Source organism: Xanthomonas prunicola (assembly GCF_002846205.1).
Classification (GTDB): Bacteria; Pseudomonadota; Gammaproteobacteria; order Xanthomonadales; family Xanthomonadaceae; genus Xanthomonas; species Xanthomonas prunicola.
This window is the reverse complement of record NZ_PHKV01000016.1, coordinates 20,988-40,959: the sequence shown is the minus strand read 5'-3', so window position 1 is coordinate 40,959 and position 19,972 is coordinate 20,988. Positions and strand designations below refer to the sequence as shown.

Sequence of the window (19,972 nt, the reverse complement as noted above, 5' to 3'; positions counted from 1 at the left end):
ATCGGTGCGCGCCAGGGAGAAGCCGGCATCAATGATGGCAACGATGGGGACTGCCCCATGGGGGAGTTCTGCGTTGAGGATTTCGCTGGCGACTGCCTCGCGAATGGCATCGTAAAGATAGAGACAGCCATGGGAGTGTGACCAATCATGGGCCTCGGAGACCAGTGGCGTGGGGCCGGTTCCTTTGGCGATGAGCATGCCATCGGAGCCACAGCGGCCACTCCCCCCGTGGATCGCCCCACCGCTCCCACCATAGCGATCAGCGCCCAGTGCCTGTCCGCCGAAGGTGCCGGCAACGCAGTGGGCTTCGATAGAGGTCACGGCAAAGCGCTCAAGCAAGGACGCTGAGATGCGGGCCCGAGTTGACGCGTCGTGGATGGCTATGCCTAAGTCGTGAAACCAGCGCTCATTGAGCCAGAGCAAAGAAGCATCCGGCAGTCTTCCCACTGGAAAGGGCACGAGCATTGAGGTGCTCACGCTGGCAAGGCTCAACAGGGTGGGGTGGTTCTTGTCATCCATGTCCCAGTAGTCATTGGGCATTTCGCTTCCTTGTTTCCGCAGCTGTTGCGACTTAGCGTTCGATCGGCGTTGGTGATGCTACCAACCTGACGGCAATTCGTCCTGCGGCTGCTTGGATTTCCCGAGGCCACGGGACATCACTTCTGCATGGACAGTCAGCGTAAAAAACGACACATGGCGTGAGACGTAATCAGGTTCGTACAGGTCTTATTCATTCTTTGGTATAACTAATATTTATATGTAAAAAGAGCAATGGTTGATCCAACTGTCGCAAAAAAATTCAAAGAAAAAATTAAAGAGCAAGAGCGCACTTATGGTTTCTGCTTTGCAGAAACCGTGCGCCAACGCTGCGCGTCGGTGCGGTGGCTTTCGCCACCTCGTTGCCTATGCTTCGCTAGGCAACACAGCCTCTCAAAAACCCCGTGATCAAGGTCTCTGTGCTGCCGAGTTCGCTTTTCTCTCGACAGGCGATGTTCTCCCGCTTCTTTGTGTGCTCCACAAACAGGAGTTTCACAAATGGCGATTTATCACGCAACAATGAAATCTTTCAGCCGAGGCAATGGCGACTCGTCGGTCGCAGCAGCGGCTTACCGCGCAGGATTTGATCTGCTCGATACGAGCACAGGGCTTGGTCACAATTATTCCCACCGAGGCGGCGTCGATTTCCATCAGATGCTTGCGCCGAAAGGAGCGCCCGAGTGGTGCTTTGATGCGCAGTATTTTTGGAACGCGAACGAAGCGGCCGAAACCCGCAAGAACGCGCGCGTTTGCCGGGAAGTTGAGGTGTCACTTCCGCATCAACTCGATCCACACCAACGAAGGGTGCTTGCCTTGGCGCTGGGTCAATTGCTCGTCGAGCGCTTCCAAGTGGCCGTATTGGTCGCTGTGCACACGCCAAGCAAGCTTGGCGATCAGCGCAATCATCATGTGCATTTGCTGATGTCAGCCAGGCAGGTCGGACCGGGAGGACTAGGGGAACGCGCCTGCGCTGAGTTTGATGCGCGACAAGGCGGCGGCACACGAGCGCTGCGGCAAATCCGCAAAGACATTGCAATGGTCATCAATGCGCACTTGAAAAATGCGGGCGCCCCGGCTCGGGTAGATCATCGCAGTCTCCGAGCACAAGCACACGAAGCCGCGCGTAATGGAGAGTTTGAACGCGCCCGCGAACTCACGCGCCGGCCTGGCAAGCACTTGGGCAAAGCCAAGGTGGCGGTGATGCGCAAAACGAAGTTCACCGCAGAAGTCAAAGGCGCTGGTGGGAAAGCTGCGGCATTAGCACTTTCAAAGCTTGTTGCTGAGCACATGAAAAAAAGCGGGAGCTTCGTGCACGAAGTGCCGCCGTCTCACAGTCATGCGGTCGCACTTCGGGATCGGGCCAACGCAAGAGAGTCTGGATTGGAAGGGCGCACAGCGGTCGGGCAGACACGATTGTCAGGTGCAGAGCGGGTGCAGCAGATCAAAGAGCGCTTGGCGCGCGCGCCAGCGCCACGCGCGGGTCTCTACACGCCTTACAGCGGTCTGACCCGACATCTTGGTCGCGTGACGCGTCTGGCTCGGTCTTCGGGTCGGCCAGACTCGGAGGTCCTAAACCAAGAGGCGCAGCTGATCGAAGATTGGCTCGAAGCGCAGCGAGAGGTCGCGCAGCAGTCTCTCGAAGTATTGCGGCAGATCCCGGGTATCCAGATTGAACCCGAGTTCCAGCGGGCGCACTCCACACTTGTTTGCCGACGTGTGGACAGCTATGCCACCAAGCCGTTTCTGTTCGAAGACACAGAGGTGCTTGCTCGCTCAATCAGTAAATATGCCCATATGCTGGTGCGACCCTACAAAGCGCGCATGGCCGTGCTCGATGCACAGGCCAAGCTTGTCGAGCAAGAGGGCGATCCAGACACGAAAGTGGTGGTCCGAGCCAGGCAGCGCTTGGCGCGAGCGAAGAAGCATGTATCACCTCGGATCCAGGCCATCCAGCAATGGCGCATCAAGCGGGCTCGAAAGGCGATGGTGGAGGCGGCTGAGGCCTTGGAGAAGAACTTTGCCCCACAGCCGATCGAGGTGCTGACGCCTGAGGCAACGGTTGGGGATTTGCCTTTGCCTGATGGCGAGGCTGGGGTAGCGCATTGGGAGTTGAAATTCCGTCCCCCGAAGCCGGGTCTATGATGGCTCAGATATTTCTGACCGTTGACTGCGCAGCAGACCGATGGTGCGCCTAGGCATTTGGCTGGAAGCTACGATCGTCGCGGAAGGCTCCCGCCAAATGATCGGAACAACGCCGCCCGCCATCGGCACCCGGCGCCGAGACTGAGGCTTCAATGCCAGCGACACAGGAGCCCCCATGCGGGGCTCTTTTTCGTGGCAAAGACTTTCGCTTTATGCATCTGGATGAGATTGGCAACACTGAAAGGCAGATCTCGATTTCGTAGTTGCTGAGGCGGCCCCTCATTGGCGGCGGGATAGCTACTTAGCGAACTTCTTATCCAAATACTGGAAAATCGCTCTGGCAGCGTTGATGACTAGGACCGCCTCATCGTTTTCTAACAACGCCTCGTTTGGATGCGCCAAGCTTCCGTGATTGCGAGCTGGATTGAGACTGTCGATGACATTGCTCAACGACCGCAGAACATTGTTCATCGTGTCCGATTGGCTGCCCAAGTCGCGCAAGCCCGGATGCTCGTTCCGGAGCAGCTTGAACAAATTGGTGATGGTCGCGCCGGCGGGGGCGTCAATCCCTTGGGCGTGACAGACCGCTTTGAGGTAAGCATGAAGTGCGGTGTGAATGCGGTCCACCGCGTGGGTCGGTCCTGCGCTTTGGATGAGCGTGTTGGCATCAGCCAATGCGCGCTTCAAGACATCGCTGGTGATAGATGGGCTGCTGTCTTGGACCGAAAGTCCGTCAGCACAGCGCGTGGCCAATTCCAACAACCGGCGGCAAGCCTGTTGGGTTCGAAGATGCTCACTGCCTTGGGGATACTTGCGAGCGATGCCCCGAAGGATCGCTGCTTGTTGATGTCCTTCGACCCCCGTCAGGATTGCAATAAAACGTTCCTTGGTCGTGTTGCCGGTGAAGGCATCCGGATCCAGGTCCAGATCACAAAAGCCAGGGTAGAACTCTCGGTGTGTCTTGTAGGAGAAGTCGCCCAGGTAGCCGCCCTCCACCCCAATGTAGCTGTGAACCACCCAGTGAATCTCGCTACCGCGCAAATCGCCCACAGATCCCCCAGATCGGCTGGAACACGCGTTACATTGAGCGCATTATAGGCAAAAGCATTTGAGGAAGGCGTGGTGCTGCATCCCGCGCGTCGCGCTTCCTCTCAGGGGTGTCGATGGATCAGACGGCGGTGGCGCAGGCTGGCGAGGAGACTTCTTCGCTCCGGGGAGCAGGTAGCCTCAAAGACAAGGTTGAAAAAGCCCGTTTGGAGCTGTTGGATCTGTCGACACGCAATCGCCTGCTCCACACACCCAGAGGCGGGCGTGCAAAGACCATCGAGGTTGTCCATGAGCTTGCCAAGGCGATCTATCAGACCTTGGTGATCGAAGGAAAGCGTTTCACGTTTGTTCCTGGCAAGGAGGATCCGAAGCAAGCGAACACTACTGGTAGCCCTGGCGATGACGATGACAGTGATGAGGTCCTACTTGACGAGGCACCCGAAGACCCAGAGCTGATCGCGCAACCCGATTTTGAGCTGGATGAGAACGGGCGTGTCAAAGCGCATTGGGATGCGCATCTCACAACACGCCTAACGCCGACAGGTCTGCAGAAGCGCTTATTGGATCTCTACGTGGACGCGCGGACGCTCCAAGAAGAGCAGGGTGTCAATGTTCTTTACTTGGCCGTCGGCTATTTGCGTTGGCGTGCTACTTCCACTCCTCAGACTGACCGCTTCGCGCCCTTGGTGCTCATCCCGGTGCAGTTGGAGCGAAGCACGGCAGGCGAGAAGTTTCACCTCAAATGGACCGGCGATGATATTCAAGCGAACTTGTCGTTGCAGTTATTCTTGCAGCGCGAGTTTGGGCTTCGCTTGCCGAGCATTGATGAGTTCGAAACGCTCGATGTCGATGCCTACCTGGCCTCTGTGGGAGCCATGCTGGAAGGTAAGGAGACCTGGGGCGTGCTTCGTGATGACGCCATCCTAGGCTTGTTCTCGTTCGCTAAGTTCATGATGTATCGGGATCTTGACCCACAAAGCTGGGAGGCGCTGGGTGGACTGGACGCCATCCCGATGCTACGCGGGGTGGTTCAAGACGGTTTCCCAGGTGCAAGCCTAACCGACGAAAATAGCGAACTCGACCTTATCATCCCGCCAGAGAGGATGCGCCATGTCGTTGATTGCGACTCGTCGCAAGCTCTGGTTGTGCACGATGTGCTTCAAGGCAACAACATCTTGGTCCAAGGTCCGCCTGGAACGGGGAAGTCCCAAACCATTGCCAACATCATCTCGGCAGCGGTAGCCGAAGGAAAGCGGGTGTTGTTTGTGGCCGAGAAGATGGCCGCGCTCGAAGTCGTGAAGCGCCGACTGGATCATGTCGGTGTGGGCGTGGCCTGTTTGGAACTCCACAGCAACAAAGCCAATAAGCGTTCTCTACTGGAGGAGCTTCGGCAAACGCTGCACTTAGGCGAGCCCAAACGAACCAGCACTTCGCCAATCATCGAGCAATTAACGGAAAAGCGCGACACACTCAACGCCCATGTTGCGCGGCTCCACGAAGCTCACCAGCCCTCTGGACTGACGCCATACCAAGTCTTCGGACACATGGTGCGCCTGCGTCGCTTGGGCTACACGACACAAAGCCTGCCCCTTGAAGCACCGACCTCCTGGGCGTCCCATCAAAAAGAGGAGAGGGAATCGCTCCTGCGCGAACTGATCGAGCGAATTGAAGAAATTGGCGTTCCAGATGAGCACGCTTGGAGCGGCGTTCAGAACGATGGCCTCTTGCCCAGTGAACGTGATCGGTTGCTCATCTTGGTCGCTGGATTGACCGAGCGATTGAACGATTGGGAGGCGTCGACCACTGAGCTTCACAGCGCGCTGGATCTTCCACCTCCACTCCGATTTGATGACGCCGGCCTTGCCGTTCAGCGTGTTAAGGCTCTGCTTGAAGCGCCAAAACTTGGCTCCGATGCGCTTCAAAGCAAGGTCTGGGATGCGCCTGGTCGCGCTTCGACAGTCATCGATGCGCTTGAAAACGCTCAGAAGGCCAGAGCTGCGGTCGAGGCCAAGATTCAGATGGAGGCACTCGCGCAAGACTGGGATGCTACCAAGGCCACTTTACGAGTTTTGCCAAACAGCTTCGTTTTAGGGAAAGAGCTGGCAACGCTGAGTGGGGCACACAGTGCCTTGGTTCGGCTCGGGCCTGATCTGACACGATTGACGCAGCTTCTAGCCGAGAAGGCACCACTTACGCTCGATCTGGCGCTTCGGCTCGTTGCCATCGCGGAGCGCGCCACGACCATTCCGGAACTTGACCGCGATGCATTGGTCGCCCACATCTGGGAACGGGGCGTCGATGCAATCGAAGAGGTCGTTGTGGCTGTTGAAACGGTCCAGCAGGCGAAGAGCCACCTGGCCTCTGTATTCCGCGACGCTGCATGGAGCAAAGACAGCGCGGAGCTTGAAGCGGCGCGTGGGCAGTTGGCGATGCGCGGCACGAGCTTGTTCCGCTTCCTAAGTGGAGATTGGCGTCGCGCCAATCAGACCATCCGCACACTCCTTTCTAACCCTAAGCTTCCGGCGTTGGACATGCTTGGATCGCTCGATGTTCTCCTGGATGCCAAGAGCGCTCAGAAGAAGATTGTTGAGCACGACGCCCAAGGACAAGAAGCGTTTGGCTCAAACTGGCAGCGCGAGCGCTCCAACCCATCCTTCCTCAGAGGCGTCGTGGCCTGGATGCGAACGCTCCGACCCTTGGGGAGCGGAGTTCGTGAGCGTTTGGCCGACATCAGCGATCGCGTATTGGCAACCGAAATCGCCAAACGCGTAAAGCCAGTTTTAGAAGAACTCGTTCGCGATTTGGCGCCTGTCCATGAGGCGTTGTTGTCTGCTGAGCGCAACCCATGGGGCGAGGAGACCGTCCTCAAGCGCGTTGCTCTATCGGAACTGGAAGAGAAGTCTGCCCTTTGGCAAGCTGCGTCCCAGCAATCAGCCCTATTGGCTAATGCGCAGGAACTCACGATCGAGCAGGCGCTTGCGGTCATTGAAGAAATCCAGCTGGCGCAAACTGCCATTACCGCTTACGACGCTCTGGCCGCTGATGGGACCTCAGCCTTTGGTCCGTTCTGGGGAGCACTAGATAGCAAGGTGCATGAGCTTCGCCAAGTCGCGTCTTGGATTGAACACAATCCAGAGCTTCGCTTGTTGGCCGTGCGCATTGTTGATCCCGAGTCATTGCTTGATCGGGCTGAGGGAGGTTCTTCTGCGGCAGGACTATTGGCCGGCGAAGTGATGGATCTTCTGGTTGGCTTGCAGTTTGAGGGCAACGCAGAGATCACGCGTAATCCGAGCCATGCACCTTTGGCAACACTCAAACTCCAGCTGGCAAGCTGGCAAGCCGACCCGGAAGGACTTCGGAGTTGGGTGTCTTACCTTGCCATTGCCAAGGAGGCCGAGCGTAAGGGCTTAGGTGCAATAGTCGATGGTCTTGCCAGTGCCAAGCTGGCGAGAGCCGATGCCTTGGGCGTGTTCGATCTGTCTTACTACGAAGCTTTGCTTCAAGCGCTGATGCAGCGCGATCGTGCGTTGGCGAGCTTTGACGGGCAGCGGCAGTCTCAGGTGGTATCAAGCTTTGCAAGCCTTGACCAGGAGCGTATGCAGCTGGCTCGGTATGAAGTGGTCAAGGCGCATCACAGCAAGATCCCGCGCCAAGGCGGTGCAACCGGCCCAACAGCTATTCTTATCGGCGAGATGGCCAGGAAAAAGGGTCATCTGCCGATTCGTCAATTGATGCAACGGTGTGCCCCTGCGATCCAAGCGCTCAAACCCGTCTTCATGATGAGTCCGTTGTCGGTAGCGCAGTTCCTGCCGGCAGGCGCGCTGGACTTTGACATGCTGGTCATTGACGAAGCCAGCCAGGTGCAGCCGATTGATGCGCTCGGTGCGATCGCGCGCGTTAAGCAGTTAGTGATCGTGGGTGACGAGCGACAGCTCCCGCCAACACGATTTTTCTCCAAAGCACTGGGCGATGGCGGTGACCGGGATGACGATGAGGGTGGGGCACAGGCGTCAGATGTCGAAAGCATCCTGGGGCTTTGCCGCGCAAGAGGATTACCTGAGCGCATGCTCCGTTGGCACTACCGGAGCCGCCATCAGTCGCTCATTGCCGTTTCCAATCAACAGTTCTACGAAGGCAAGCTCTTCATCGTCCCCAGTCCCTACACCAGTGAAGCAGGTGTGGGCTTGCGGCTGCATCATTTGCCTGAAGCCATCTACGACCGGGGCAACACGCGCACCAACCCCAAAGAAGCCAAGGCAGTTGCACTTGCAGTGCTGGCGCATGCGCAAAACACCCCTCAACTCACGCTGGGTGTAGCGACCTTCTCGACAGCGCAGCGCCGCGCCATTCTCGACGAGTTGGAACTCTTGCGCCGACAGCACCCGGAAACAGAAGGGTTCTTTGCCGATCACCCGGCTGAGCCCTTCTTCGTCAAGAGCCTCGAAAACATCCAGGGCGACGAGCGCGATGTCATCTATATCTCTGTGGGCTATGGGCGTGATGCCCAGCGCCACATGACGATGAATTTCGGTCCTGTGAGTAATGACGGCGGCGAGCGGCGCTTGAATGTGCTCATCAGCCGCGCCAAATCGCGTTGCGAGGTCTTTACCTCGATCACCGATGAAGACATCGACACCGATCGTGCCAAGGGTAAGGGCACCTTTGCTTTAAAGCTCTTCTTGAACTACGCAAGGACGGGCCGCCTTACCCTCGCCACCCAGGCGCGAGACGCTAAGCACAGCGTATTCGAACAAGAGGTGGCCCAAGCACTTCGCGCGCGAGGCTACGATCTGCACACCGATGTCGGTTTGGCTGGCTTCTTCGTCGACATTGCGGTGTCTAATCCAGAGGAGCCTGGGCGCTACATTTTAGGCATTGAGTGCGACGGGCAGTCATACCGAGATGCCAGAAGCGCGCGCGATCGCGATCGCTTGCGTGAAAGCGTGCTGCGTGACAAGGGCTGGCAGGTTTATCGGATTTGGAGTTCGGACTGGTTCCACCGTCCTGAGGCAGAGCTTGAAAAACTTGTTGTAGCCATTGAAAGAGCGAAGTCGGAGTCAGGCACCTTAGAGCCCAGTGCCAAGTCTTCGCACCGTGCGGTGCCGGTGGAGATTCTCACCGTCGATCGCGGTGAGGTCACTGAGATGGGACTCATTGAGGCGCAAAGTCCGCCGGACACTGAGCCTTACATCGAGGCGTCCTTCGCCGTGCCGAGCAACCAGTTCGAGCTGCATTTAGTGCCGACAGGGCAATTGGCGACCATCGTGCGGCAGATCGTTGAGGTGGAAAGCCCCATTCATCGCAGCGAGGTCGTGACGCGCGCACGGACGCTTTGGGGCTTGCAGCGTGCTGGCTCGCGTATCCAACAGGCGGTTGAAGAGGCGATTGGGTCAGTGGTGTCGACGGGTGGGGTCCAGATCGTTGACCAGGACTTCTTGGCCATTCCGGGGAAAGAGGTCCGCGTGCGGGACCGTTCGATGGTCGAGTCGTTGACACTGCGACGTCCCGAGTTTTTGCCGCCAGCAGAGATCAAAGTTGCGATCGTGAAGGTGCTGGCCGACAACCTTGGCGCAATGCCGGATGAGTTGGTGTTGATCGTATCGCGTCAGCTTGGCTACCGAAGCACCAGCGCGCAGCTTCGTCAGCTTATTCTCGATTGCAGTCAGGAGCTTATTTTCAGTGGCGCCTTGATCGATAGAAACGGAACATGGATGAAGAAAGATGAGTAGAAAAGGAGCGCGGAAATGAGCTTAATGTCCTCTATTTTAAACAAAATAGATCCCGAGCGGGGCAGGATTAGAGGTGGCATCGATTGCACTAATCAGCAGCTCGGCCACATCGCCGGCGAATTAAAGGCAATGCGCAAATTTCTGATGGACGATGATGGGGCGCTTGGAAAGGCTCGGGCGAAAATGGATTGCATGCAGTGTGAAATAAACACGTTATATGAGCGGTTGGATAGGATGGATAACGTCCTTGCCACTAAAGAAAAAGCTTCGCTAAGCATTAGGCCGTCGATATTTAATATTCTTTTGGTTCTGTTTTTTGTGCTTGTGATCTTTGGTTCTTCAGTTGTCCTAAATCCCGCTGAAAGCCTTTCCGTGTTCGACTATATCCTCTACAATCTCCCAATTGTAGCGGCGATTTCAGCCGGACTTGGATTGTATGTTAGAAAAAATGAGAAATTGAAGGGGTTGCCGGCCGATGGCTTCTTTTTCTGCCTGTCAGTATTATTTTTGCTTGCTTCTTCGATTATTTATGCAGTTTCGAGGAGTTACCTTGAGGTAATGGTTTTTCATGCGAGCGGAGCTTGTCCCGCCATTTTTTGTCTATGGGCTCTCTTGTTGATTAGGAAGAATTTTGATCGGTCATCCTCTTCGCATGTCGCCATTCTTTTGTGCTCTATTTTTTCCTCAATTTTTGCGTTTTGCTGGATATATGTCATAAATGAATATAAGCCGGGTTCTTATGCGGAAACCTTATCTCTTATGCGTGTGCTAATTTCATCTCTGGTGTTCAAGATTGTGTGATGACAAGAGCGATCGTTAGCATGCATGTCATGATTGCGATCGCTCCTAAAAATATAAGGATGAGGATGGTTTCGAAGCTTGCAGTGGTGTCGTTATCCTTTTTCTTATTTTTCATTCTATTTAATTTTTTACGCGGTTATTAATGGATAATAAATAATTTATTTTTGTCAAGCTCGCTGGTGCCGCCGTATTATTTGTATGATTTTTTTTCTGAGTTCAATTTTCGGTGATCATTTGGCAGGTGTCTTTGCAGTTGCTTGGAAAGCCAGCGCCACAGCTGAGGCCATGTCCTCGGGACTAAGCTTCAATAAATGCTTCACCACCTCTTCCACATCGGTGCCAGCGCCGCCTTGGCGTTCAAGCTGTTCGAGCTTCCTACCCAGTGCCATGGGATCCGGGTTGAAGTAGCGCATGAAGGTTTTCAGATCCTTGTGGCCTGAGATCCTGGCTGCTTCGGCCGGATTGAGGTGGTGTCCCATTTCGGTGATGCGCGTATGGCGAAGATCGTGCATGCGCGCGGTCAGAATTTCTGGGTCACCAAGCTTCTCGGCTACCTGCTCACGCACTCGATCCCAGGCCTGAGTGACTGTGTCTGCCCGAATACGCTTGCCGCGCGAACTCACAAAGACCGCTCCCTTCTTTGTTTCGCTGGCCTCGAAGCGCGCGGCGATCAAGGCCATGGGCTCTGAGGTCAACGGGATCACGCGCTCATTGTATTTGCCATTCTTGGCCTTGGTCTCGCGAAGTCGGGCGGTCTTTTTCTTGAAGTTGATGTCCGCCCAATCGAGCTTCACGCATTCGGAGCGGCGGGCTGCGGTCATACGCGCAAAGCGAATGACATCGACCGTAGCCTGATCGGTCCGTCCAGCATCAAGCTGCGCAACGATGGCGTTCCACTCCTCCTCGGTGAGCGTCCGGTCGCGCGCGTCGTCCGAGTTGAGGGACTTCAAGCTCTTGATCGGTGAGCGGAGATCAATCTGCCAGTTCTCATGAGCAATCCGAAAGAGGTTCCGGATCGTGGTCAGGGCTCGCTTTTTGCTGCCCTGGGCCATCGAGAGCGTGGTGCCGTCTCGCTTGACCTTGATGTATGAGTTCACGAACGAGCTGGCATGGCGCCCCAGGAAGTCATCCTGAGTCAAATCCTTGGCCAGCTTGCGGGTGAGGTGGGGCATGCCGGTCTGGCTCAGCCCAAGGCCTTTGCCGCCACCCAAGAAGAGATAGGCATTGGAGTGGTCCGTCTTCACCGAAGCGTGCTTGATCAGTCCATCATCGATTTCTTGAACAAACCGGCGCAGCAGATCTCCAAAGGTCCAAGCCTCTGCCGTGTGCGCGTAGGGCGTTTGCCGAAGCTCCAAGGAGGCGTGTTCTCGTCGGACATAGGCCTCGGCCATGAGCCGAGCAGCATCGATGTGATGCTCAGTGTTCGGGGGCGCCTTCGGGTCGATGGGATAGCGCACCAGCGGGAACTTCAAGGCTTGCCCGTTGAGGGACCTTCGGATGCGCGCCTCCCACCTGAGTTGCCCATCCGTCCTGAGCGTAACGCCCGCCACCGAGCTAACGGCCTGGGAGGCCTTGATGCCGCGTGGGAGCGTGCCGCTGAAGGTCTTGGTGCGCCCAGGCTTGGCGGCTGTTTTGGCTTTGCTCACTTAGCGTCTCCCTGTATCCTTAGACAGATGGCCCCGTGGCACAATTGGATAGCGCGCGTCCCTCCTAAGGACGAGGTTGCTGGTTCGAACCCAGCCGGGGTCACCACTTTTTTGATAATCGGCATGAGTAGGCCGGTCGTTACCACAGACTTGCCACAGTCAGGCTGGACTTCCACGCAAAGCCTTGTGCTGCTTGGGTCTTAGTCTAGCGACGTTGTCCCTCCTAAGGGGAAGGTCGCCCGTTCGAATCGGGCCGGGGTCACCAGAGTCAAAGAAGTAGCGCCGATTTCTTTTCAGGTCTTGTCACATTTAGAGACATATCCACAGCCCATTGCCACAGTTGCCACAAGCGTGCTCGCTTGGCTGAACTTGGCGATGAGGCGCTTCAATTAGCTTTGCGCCTTCCCTGCTTTGGTGTGGTGCCCGGCCGCGTGCCAATCCAGGTGCCACTCAAGCTAGGCGCTCACCAATGGCAGGCGCGCAAGGATGCGTACGCCATGGGGCAGCTCAGCTTCTTTCGCTGCTGGTATTTCTTCAGCCTCATGAGCGCCGAGGCGGCCAAGGCAGATACGGTGAGGTACGCCGCTCTGGTGCCAGCGGAGATAGGCACTTGTGCCTCGCAGAAGCTGACGAGCGAGTTAGCGCACCGCTCGTTACTTGACTTGTTGCGGTGCGGCCAAGCAGGCTCCGCTGCTTCTAAGGAAAGATGGATATGCCCATGCGCGAAATTGATGGATGGACAGTTTCCGCCCATGTGGAGACGGATGAAAAGGGGAAGCCCGTGGCCGGCATTTTGAGCAGGCGCCTCGAAGGCCGGGCACGTCATATGCTTTGGCTGCGTGGCTTCAAGTTTCGTAATGAACGTGAGGCGAGAGAACACGCTGAGCGTGTTATTGCCAAGATCCGGGGCGTCACCGGTGAGGGCGTTCCGATACCTTCCTGACCAGTGCTTGGGAGCCGAGGCCAGCCTGCGCAAGAAGGGCCCTAGTTCGTTTGTCTTTGCGCACCGCTACCTTTCTCACCGATGCCTCACACCCCCGCACCCCCACCGGCCGTGCAGACTTGTCCATCGGCACCGATGAGATGCGGCGGTGGCGGAGCAGGGTGCCGAGTTGTTCGGTGGCAGGCCGGCGCTGGTCGACGTCGGGTTCGACCAGGGTGCGAGCGCCCTGGTCGGCATTAACGAAGTGCAGGCGGTCCTATTCCGCGCCAACGGTGGTGATGGGGCTCATCAAGGCGGTCAGCAACACGGCCCAGCGTGAACGGATCCAGTGCGTGCTTCGGATATCGCTAGGCGTGGGCACTGAGCAGGCCAGAAAACCACGCGATCAGCGCTGCCAGTGCTGTCCTGAGATAGAAATAGAACTTCCGTTACGTACGATGCAAACGGATACGTTGCTTCCACGACTGATTTTCAAGGCAACAAAACCCAGACCAACTTTGGCAGCGATGGGCTTCTGAAGCAGCGGATCGACGGTGTGGGCTCGGCACAGCAGCGGACCATCAACACTGTTTGGAATGCGGCGATCCGTGAGCCCCTCGAACGGACCATTCTCGATGCCGGTAACGTGGTCAGAGCCAAGTCGACATGGGCCTACAACGCGAGTGGATTGCAGACTGCCAGTTGCGAGATCAACACAGCCGTGGCTACCGCTGTTTCCTACGCATGTGGGAGTGCAGCAAATGCACCTGCAGGCGTTCGTCAGTTGCGCACAAGCTATTGTGAGAAGGTGGATGCCGCCAATTGTCTTCAAGTTGGTTTGGTTCTTTCGGTAGACGGGCCGCGCACGGATGTAAGCGACATCACGTCGTACCGCTACTACGCTAGCGGCGATGAATCTGGATGCGGCACTGTCGGCGGCCAATGCCACCGGGCGGGTGATCTTTTCCAGAGTACGAATGCAGCAGGGCAGAGCACCACCTACGCGTCGTACGACAGCAACGGGCGGCCGACGCGCGTTATCGATTCGAACGGAATAGCGACTGATTTCAGCTATGCGCCCCGTGGATGGCTGACATCCAGAATCACTCGTTTCGCTACGAGTGCCGCTGCTTCCAGCCAGGATCGGGTGATGACGGTTGCTTACGACGAAACAGGCAATGTCAAGCAGGTAACGCAGCCCGATGGCGATTTCGTGAAGTACGACTACGATGCTGCGCATCGCCTCACGGATATCACTGACCGTGTCGGCAACAACTTGCATTATTCGCTCGACGTAGCGGGCAATCGTTTTAAGGAAGAGGTCAAAGACGCTTCAGGCAACGTCAAGCGGACTCTGGCGCGGGTCTACAACAAACTTGGTCAGCTGCAGACGCAGGCCGATGCGTCTGCTAATTCCACTGAGTTTGCCTATGACCTCAATGGTGATCTGAAATTGGTGACCGATGCGCTGGGGCGCAAGACACAGCTGGATCCCGACCCTCTGCGTCGTCTCGCGCGTACGCTTCAGGATGTGGGCGGGCTGGCGGTGGAGACAACGCAACAACTGGATGCGTTGGACCGCGTGACCGCGGTCATCGATCCTAAGGGTCTGACCACGCGTTACGATTACAGCAGCCTCGGCGACCTCAGCAAGCTGACTAGTCCGGATACGGGCGCCACCACGTATAGTTACGATTCCGCTGGCAACCGCACACTCGAAGCGACTGCCCGCGGGGTCAAGATCAGCTCGAGCTATGACGTGTTAGGACGTCTGACCAAGCTGAGCTACCCCACCAGCGCGCTCAACGTAGCCTACAGTTACGACTCCGCGCCGGCCAGCTGCCAGGCGGGAGAGACTTTTGCGCAGGGTCGCTTGGCGTCCATCAAGGACAGCAGCGGGACGACCGAGTATTGCTACAACAGCTTCGGCGATCTGGTGCGCAAGCTGCAGACAACCAACGGCAAGGCTTTCACGCTGCGCTATGGCTACACAGCAGCCGGTCGTCTGGCCAGCGTGATCTACCCGGACGGCGCCAAGGTGGATTACGTCCGCGACGGGCTGGGTCAAGCCACCGAAGTGGGCTATACCCCCGCAACCGGTGCTCGCCAAATCCTCTTGAAAAACGCCAGCTATCTTCCGCTGGGTCCAATCGCAGGCTGGACGTACGGTAATGGTCGTGTACTCACGCGTGCCTACGATCAGGACTATCGTCCCAAGGCAATTCAGGACACGAGCGCCGGAGGTCTGGATGTCGGCTTCGGTTTCGATCCCGTGGGCAATCTTTCGAAGTTGACCCCGGCAGGCAGCACGGTTGCCGATGTCACGCTGGGCTACGATGCGCTTGGCCGGCTGACCGCGTTCAAGGACGGCGCGACCGGCACGGTGCTGGATGGCTACACCTACGATAAGACAGGTAACCGTCAGAGCAGTAAATCGGCAGCCGGCGAAGTCGCTTACACCTACGAGGCAAACAGCCATCGCCTAATCAAAGTGGGGGCGACACCACGCGTCTACAACCCTGTAGGCGATACCACTTCGATCAACGGAACCGAGCGTGAATTTGTCCACGACGTGACCGGCCGCATGAGCCAGGTCAAGCGCAATGGCGCGGTGGCACGCGAATACCGTTACAACGGCAAGGGCGAACAAGTCAGCCGCTTCCTAGGCACTGCAAATACTTACACGCTCTATGATGAGTCCGGCCACTGGATGGGTGATTACGACACCACCGGAAAATTATTGCAACAGGCAATCTGGTTGGATGACATGCCGGTAGGCCTGCTGACTAACGCCAACAAGCTGCACTACATTGAACCCGATCATCTGGGCAGCCCGCGTGTGGTGGTTGACCCGGCTCGTAACGTGGCGGTGTGGAGCTGGAGCCTAAAGGGCGAGGCCTTCGGCAACACTGCGCCGAATCAGGATCCGGATAGCGATGGTGCGGTTTTGGTATTGGATATGCGGTTCCCGGGGCAGCGGTTTGATGCGGCCAGTGGGTTGAATCAAAATTATTTCAGGGACTACGACTCTGCTACCGGGCGGTATGGGCAGAGTGATCCTCTCGGCTTGAGAGGCGGAATTAGCACATACGCCTATGTAGGCCTAAACCCCTTTTACGCCAGTGACCTTTTCGGGCTTGAATCGCCTGGTTGGTGGTCTTTCCCTCCTGGCAAACAGCGAGAGGAGTGGCGCAAATCGCAAGAGACTGGATACAAAGGTGATTTCAATGCTCAGTTTGGCGTTGGCGCTTCTTACGGCAATTTTGCCGTGGGTGGGAGCGGCGAGGTAGGCATCGCTCTTGACACTGCTGGAACAGCATGCCTTTATTTGAAAGATTGTATAACAACCCCGGTAGCGGGTGGCTTCATTGGAGGCCTGGGAGGTTCCGTCGGCATGTCGTGTGGCACCGGAAACTCTTCAGTGGGGAAGAGCGAATCAATGCAGTTGCAGCTTGGAGCCATGGAGGGGGCTGGCGCAAAAGGTTCTGTAGAGTTGGCAAGGGATGGAAACGCTTCGGTAGGAATCAATGCTGGCATAGGGTCACAGGTTTCGGCTGGATTACAGCAATGTCAAACGAGGACGGTGTGGTGCACGAAATAAATTGGAAGAAATTGAGGTCTGATAAAACCATAATGGTTGGTTTTGCGGTCTTGATAGCCATTTACGTCGGGCTTTTGCTTTGCTTGGCAATTGAGTATTTCTTTGGGCTAAGAGTTTATAGGCCTATATTGGGGGTGCTTTTCTTTGTCGCGTTCGTAGGTGTCATATCTCTTGCATCTTATTCGGTCGAAAACTATCTCTTGAAGAAAAAGTGACTTGATTAGTCGCCCCTGAAAAACATCCAAACCGCATCTATTGCAAGGCCTCGCCTGCGGTTTTGATGTGCTGGAATTGCAAGTTTTCGTTACTCTACGTACTGGTTTCTGGCAGTTTTCGCTCATGCGTACACACCGTTCTGCTGCCGAGCAATTGCATGCCGATGAGCTGTTTCGTTCGCGTCTGGAGAACCAGATCGACTTGCGCCATCCGCTTGTCCAGCTGAGCCATCGGCTGCCGTGGAGTGCGTTGGAGCAGGCGCTGTCGCCGCAGTTGCCGGCCACCACCGGCACAGGCGGTCGACCCGCATTGCCGATGCGTCTGATCGCCGGGCTGCTCTACCTCAAGCACGCCTACGACCTGTCCGATGAAGCGGTGTGCGAACGTTGGCTGGAAAATCCGTACTGGCAGTTCTTCACCGGCTAGGTGGTGTTCCAGACCTGCTTGCCGTGCGATCCCAGCTCCCAGACACGTTGGCGACAGCGCCTGGGCGAAGCCGGTATGGAAGAGCTGTTGGCGCACACCATCAACACCGCTCACGCGATGAGGGCGGTGGATGCACGCGAGTTGTCGCGGGTGATCGTGGACACCACCGTGCAGGAAAAAGCGATCGCCCATCCCACCGACAGCCGTTTGCTTGAGGTGGCGCGCAAGAAGCTGGTGCTGCTGGCCAAGCGACACGGCCTCGTCTTGCGGCAGACCTATGTGAGGCAAGGTCCGGAGTTGAGCCGCAGGCCGGGCGCTATGCGCATGCGCGCCAGTTCAAGCGCATGCGCATAGCGCCCGGCCTGCGGCACTACAATCAAAACCCGCGACCGTTCAAATAGACTGCGACCGCTGACTCGATCCTCACCAAGATCGAACGGCTCTGCAAAGTTATCAACGGAACGCCACACTAGCTTAGCCAGCGTCTCTGCCGCCACAGCGCTTCGGCAGCAGCTGCACACTGCCGAGGTCGCTGAGCGTGCGCGCGCGCATTGTGTAGGCGCTTTCTAGCGCGCAAGTCGGTCGGCAAGCAAGACGTGCTGGTAGATGGCGAGTGCGACCGCATGGCTCCCTGTTCGCCGTGTAATGGCCCGACCTGCTGCATCGGGGTGAGGGAGTGCAGGCGCTATTCGCCACTGCAGATCCCACGTCATCGCTATGCGCCAGGGCACACATGCGACAAACGAAGCGAAGCTGGATATGGGCTGGTAGATTCCTCGCAGATGCAATATGGTAGAACGTTAATTTCGTTATTTTTTAACAAAAAATGGAGCGCTGTCTATCCCTTTATATGCCTATCAAGACATCCATAATCTGTCCACTTGTCAGTGCGATAACGGGTTTTTGACCCAAGAAGCGCCTTAATTCAGTGGCGCAGTGAAAACGTTGGCCGATCTATGATCGGCTTTTTTTGTGATTTTAATCACAAAAGAACGAGGCTCGGGTTTTTCTTACAGGGTTTCCCCTACATGGCGCGTTGACCGGTGTCTCCATTTCCGAGAGAGTTGCGCCGCGTTACACCGTGCTCAAGCTTAGCGTCGCCGTTTTGGCGGCCAGGCACGATGTCGTGAGTGGCGGCGCGCGATGGCGCGACCGTTGCACAGGGGGCGGGACAGATGTGGATGCGATCGGCGCCGTTGGCGCTGGCGGCGTGCCTGTGGGCGGTCGCCGGGCTGGCGGCTGCTCAACAGTCGGCACCGACGACGCTGGATCGGCAGGAGCAATTGCGCCAGGCCGAAGAGATCCAGCGTCGCCAGGAACAGGAGCGCCAGGCGCCCTTCGCCGGCCCGCGCGAGGATGGCGAGCGCGTGGATGCGCATAGCACGGTGCTGCCCGAAGAACAGCTGTGTTTCCCGATCACCCGTGTGCGCCTGTCCGGTGCGGGCCAGGATGCTGCGCGCTTTGCGTGGTTGTGGAAATCGCTGCGTCGTTATGAAGGGCGCTGCATCGGCCGCGCCGGTATCGACATCATCCGGCGGCGTGCACTGGATCAACTGGTTGCGCACGGGCTGGTCACCACCCGTATCGGGGTGCCCGAACAGGATCTGTCGCGGGGAGAATTGCGTTTTGAGCTGATGCCCGGTCGCTTGCGCGCGGTGCGCGTGGTGTCCGACACCGGTGGTGGGCACTGGAAGAGCGCATTGCCGCTGCGTCAGGGCGATCTGCTGGATCTGCGCGCGATCGAGCAGGCGGTGGAGCAGTTCAAACGGCTGCCGTCGCAGGACGCCAAGATCGATATTGCACCCGGCGAGGCGCCGGGTGAGTCGGATCTGGTTATCACCTTGCAGCATGGGCGGCGCTGGCGCGGCGTGGCCAACGCCGACGATTCGGGCGTGGAAGCCACCGGCCGCATGCAAGGCGGCGTGGACCTGACCCTGGACGGCCCGCTCGGCATCAACGACCTGCTCAACGTCGGTTACAGCCATGACCTGGCCACACGCGACCAGGAGCGCGGCACACGCGGCAACAGCCTGAGCTACAACCTGCCGTGGGGGTGGTGGACGTTTGCGCTGTCGGCATCGTCGTACCGCTATCACCAGCGCGTGGACGGGTTTTTGCAAACCTTTCAGTCCAGTGGCGAATCCAGCAATGCGCAGCTGGATATTCAGCGCGTGCTGCATCGCGATGGCACCAGCAAGACCTCGGCCGGTGTGTTGATTGGCCGGCGGCGTGCGCGCAGTTATCTGGATGGCGTGGAAATCGGAATCCAGCGCCGCGATACCAGCAGTGCGGAGTTCTACTTCACGCATCGGCGCTATCTGGGCGCGATGCAGCTGGACGCGCGTCTCGCGCATCGGCGCGGCACGCCGTGGTTCAACAGCCAGTGGACCGGCTACGACCCGCAGATCGGCTTCCCGACATTTCGCTATGGCGTGACCACGCTGGACGTGAGCACGGCCCTGCCGTTGAAGCTGGGCCCGGTGCCGATGGCGTGGGAAAGCAGCCTGCATGCACAGACCGCTGGCGAACTGTTGCTGGGGTCGGAGTTCGTCACCATCGGTGGCCGTTACAGCGTGCGCGGTTTTGACGGCGAAGCGACGCTTGGCGCCGAAAAAGGCGCGTACTGGCGCAATACCCTGAGCTTCCCGGTGCAGCAGATCGGGTTGACCCCGTACCTGGGCCTGGACGCCGGCCGCATCGATGGCACCAGCGCCAGCGGGCTGCGCGGTCGCAGTCTGGTCGGCGGCGCGGTGGGCCTGCGTGGCGGTTGGTTCGGTGCCAGCGTCGATGCATTTGCTGGTTGGGCGATCCACCGCCCCGACCGATTTGGAAGTGCGCAGCCGGCCTACGGCGTGCGTGTGATTTACCAGTTTTGACAGGGATCGCGTCGCCAGCCGGCTGCGCG

The 19,972-nt window shown here is 57.7% G+C and carries 8 protein-coding genes, 1 tRNA gene and 3 pseudogenes; 8 read left to right on the top strand and 4 right to left on the bottom strand.

What is annotated here, in order from left to right:
• Nucleotides 1–540: pseudogene (locus XpruCFBP8353_RS24420) on the bottom strand (protein adenylyltransferase SelO family protein); the annotation flags it as partial.
• 495 nt (nt 541–1,035) lie between these two features.
• On the opposite strand from XpruCFBP8353_RS24420, the pseudogene XpruCFBP8353_RS24575 reads away from it, so the two are divergent.
• A pseudogene (locus tag XpruCFBP8353_RS24575) lies at nt 1,036–1,593 on the top strand (MobA/MobL family protein); the annotation flags it as partial.
• On the opposite strand, the gene XpruCFBP8353_RS24570 reads toward XpruCFBP8353_RS24575, so the two are convergent.
• Complete coding sequence (locus tag XpruCFBP8353_RS24570; protein ID WP_005916796.1) at nt 1,489–1,713, bottom strand: hypothetical protein; 225 nt, start codon at nt 1,711–1,713, stop codon at nt 1,489–1,491. The pseudogene XpruCFBP8353_RS24575 and the gene XpruCFBP8353_RS24570 overlap by 105 nt on opposite strands.
• Before the next feature lie 1,263 nt (nt 1,714–2,976).
• Nucleotides 2,977–3,729, bottom strand: a complete 753-nt coding sequence (locus tag XpruCFBP8353_RS21770; protein ID WP_101365087.1) for an abortive infection family protein — start codon at nt 3,727–3,729, stop codon at nt 2,977–2,979.
• Between the two features lie 113 nt (nt 3,730–3,842).
• Between XpruCFBP8353_RS21770 and XpruCFBP8353_RS21765 the strand changes: the two genes are divergently transcribed.
• On the top strand, nt 3,843–9,455 hold the full coding sequence (locus XpruCFBP8353_RS21765) for a DUF3320 domain-containing protein (protein WP_101365086.1): 5,613 nt from the start codon (nt 3,843–3,845) through the stop codon (nt 9,453–9,455).
• Nucleotides 9,456–9,470: 15 nt separating this feature from the next.
• Nucleotides 9,471–10,256, top strand: a complete 786-nt coding sequence (locus XpruCFBP8353_RS21760) for a hypothetical protein (RefSeq protein ID WP_101365085.1) — start codon at nt 9,471–9,473, stop codon at nt 10,254–10,256.
• Nucleotides 10,257–10,486: 230 nt separating this feature from the next.
• Here XpruCFBP8353_RS21760 and XpruCFBP8353_RS21755 read toward each other — a convergent pair whose 3' ends face one another.
• Complete coding sequence (locus XpruCFBP8353_RS21755) at nt 10,487–11,902, bottom strand: site-specific integrase (protein ID WP_101365084.1); 1,416 nt, start codon at nt 11,900–11,902, stop codon at nt 10,487–10,489.
• Nucleotides 11,903–11,931: 29 nt separating this feature from the next.
• Between XpruCFBP8353_RS21755 and XpruCFBP8353_RS21750 the strand changes: the two genes are divergently transcribed.
• The 5 genes and pseudogenes from XpruCFBP8353_RS21750 (at nt 11,932) to XpruCFBP8353_RS21720 (ending at nt 19,943) form a co-directional block, all read left to right on the top strand.
• Nucleotides 11,932–12,008 (top strand) — tRNA-Arg (locus XpruCFBP8353_RS21750).
• Between the two features lie 612 nt (nt 12,009–12,620).
• The gene (locus XpruCFBP8353_RS23590) at nt 12,621–12,845 is read left to right on the top strand and encodes a hypothetical protein (protein WP_127158889.1); all 225 of its coding nucleotides are present in this window, start codon (nt 12,621–12,623) and stop codon (nt 12,843–12,845) included.
• A gap of 535 nt (nt 12,846–13,380) precedes the next feature.
• Entirely contained in the window at nt 13,381–16,425 is a 3,045-nt protein-coding gene (locus tag XpruCFBP8353_RS21740; RefSeq protein ID WP_243391189.1) for an RHS repeat-associated core domain-containing protein, read from the top strand.
• Between the two features lie 339 nt (nt 16,426–16,764).
• A pseudogene (locus tag XpruCFBP8353_RS21730) lies at nt 16,765–17,417 on the top strand (transposase); the annotation flags it as partial.
• A gap of 825 nt (nt 17,418–18,242) precedes the next feature.
• Nucleotides 18,243–19,943 (top strand): ShlB/FhaC/HecB family hemolysin secretion/activation protein, encoded by a 1,701-nt coding sequence (locus XpruCFBP8353_RS21720; RefSeq protein ID WP_101365081.1) that lies wholly within the window; start codon nt 18,243–18,245, stop codon nt 19,941–19,943.
• The last annotated feature ends 29 nt before the right edge of the window (nt 19,944–19,972 follow it).

Coding starts and splice junctions, on each gene's coding strand:
- XpruCFBP8353_RS21765 (WP_101365086.1), top strand. CDS start 3,843: ATGGATCAGACGGCGGTGGCGCAGGCTGGCGAGGAGACTTCTTCGCTC.
- XpruCFBP8353_RS21760 (WP_101365085.1), top strand. CDS start 9,471: ATGAGCTTAATGTCCTCTATTTTAAACAAAATAGATCCCGAGCGGGGC.
- XpruCFBP8353_RS23590 (WP_127158889.1), top strand. CDS start 12,621: ATGCGCGAAATTGATGGATGGACAGTTTCCGCCCATGTGGAGACGGAT.
- XpruCFBP8353_RS21720 (WP_101365081.1), top strand. CDS start 18,243: ATGTGGATGCGATCGGCGCCGTTGGCGCTGGCGGCGTGCCTGTGGGCG.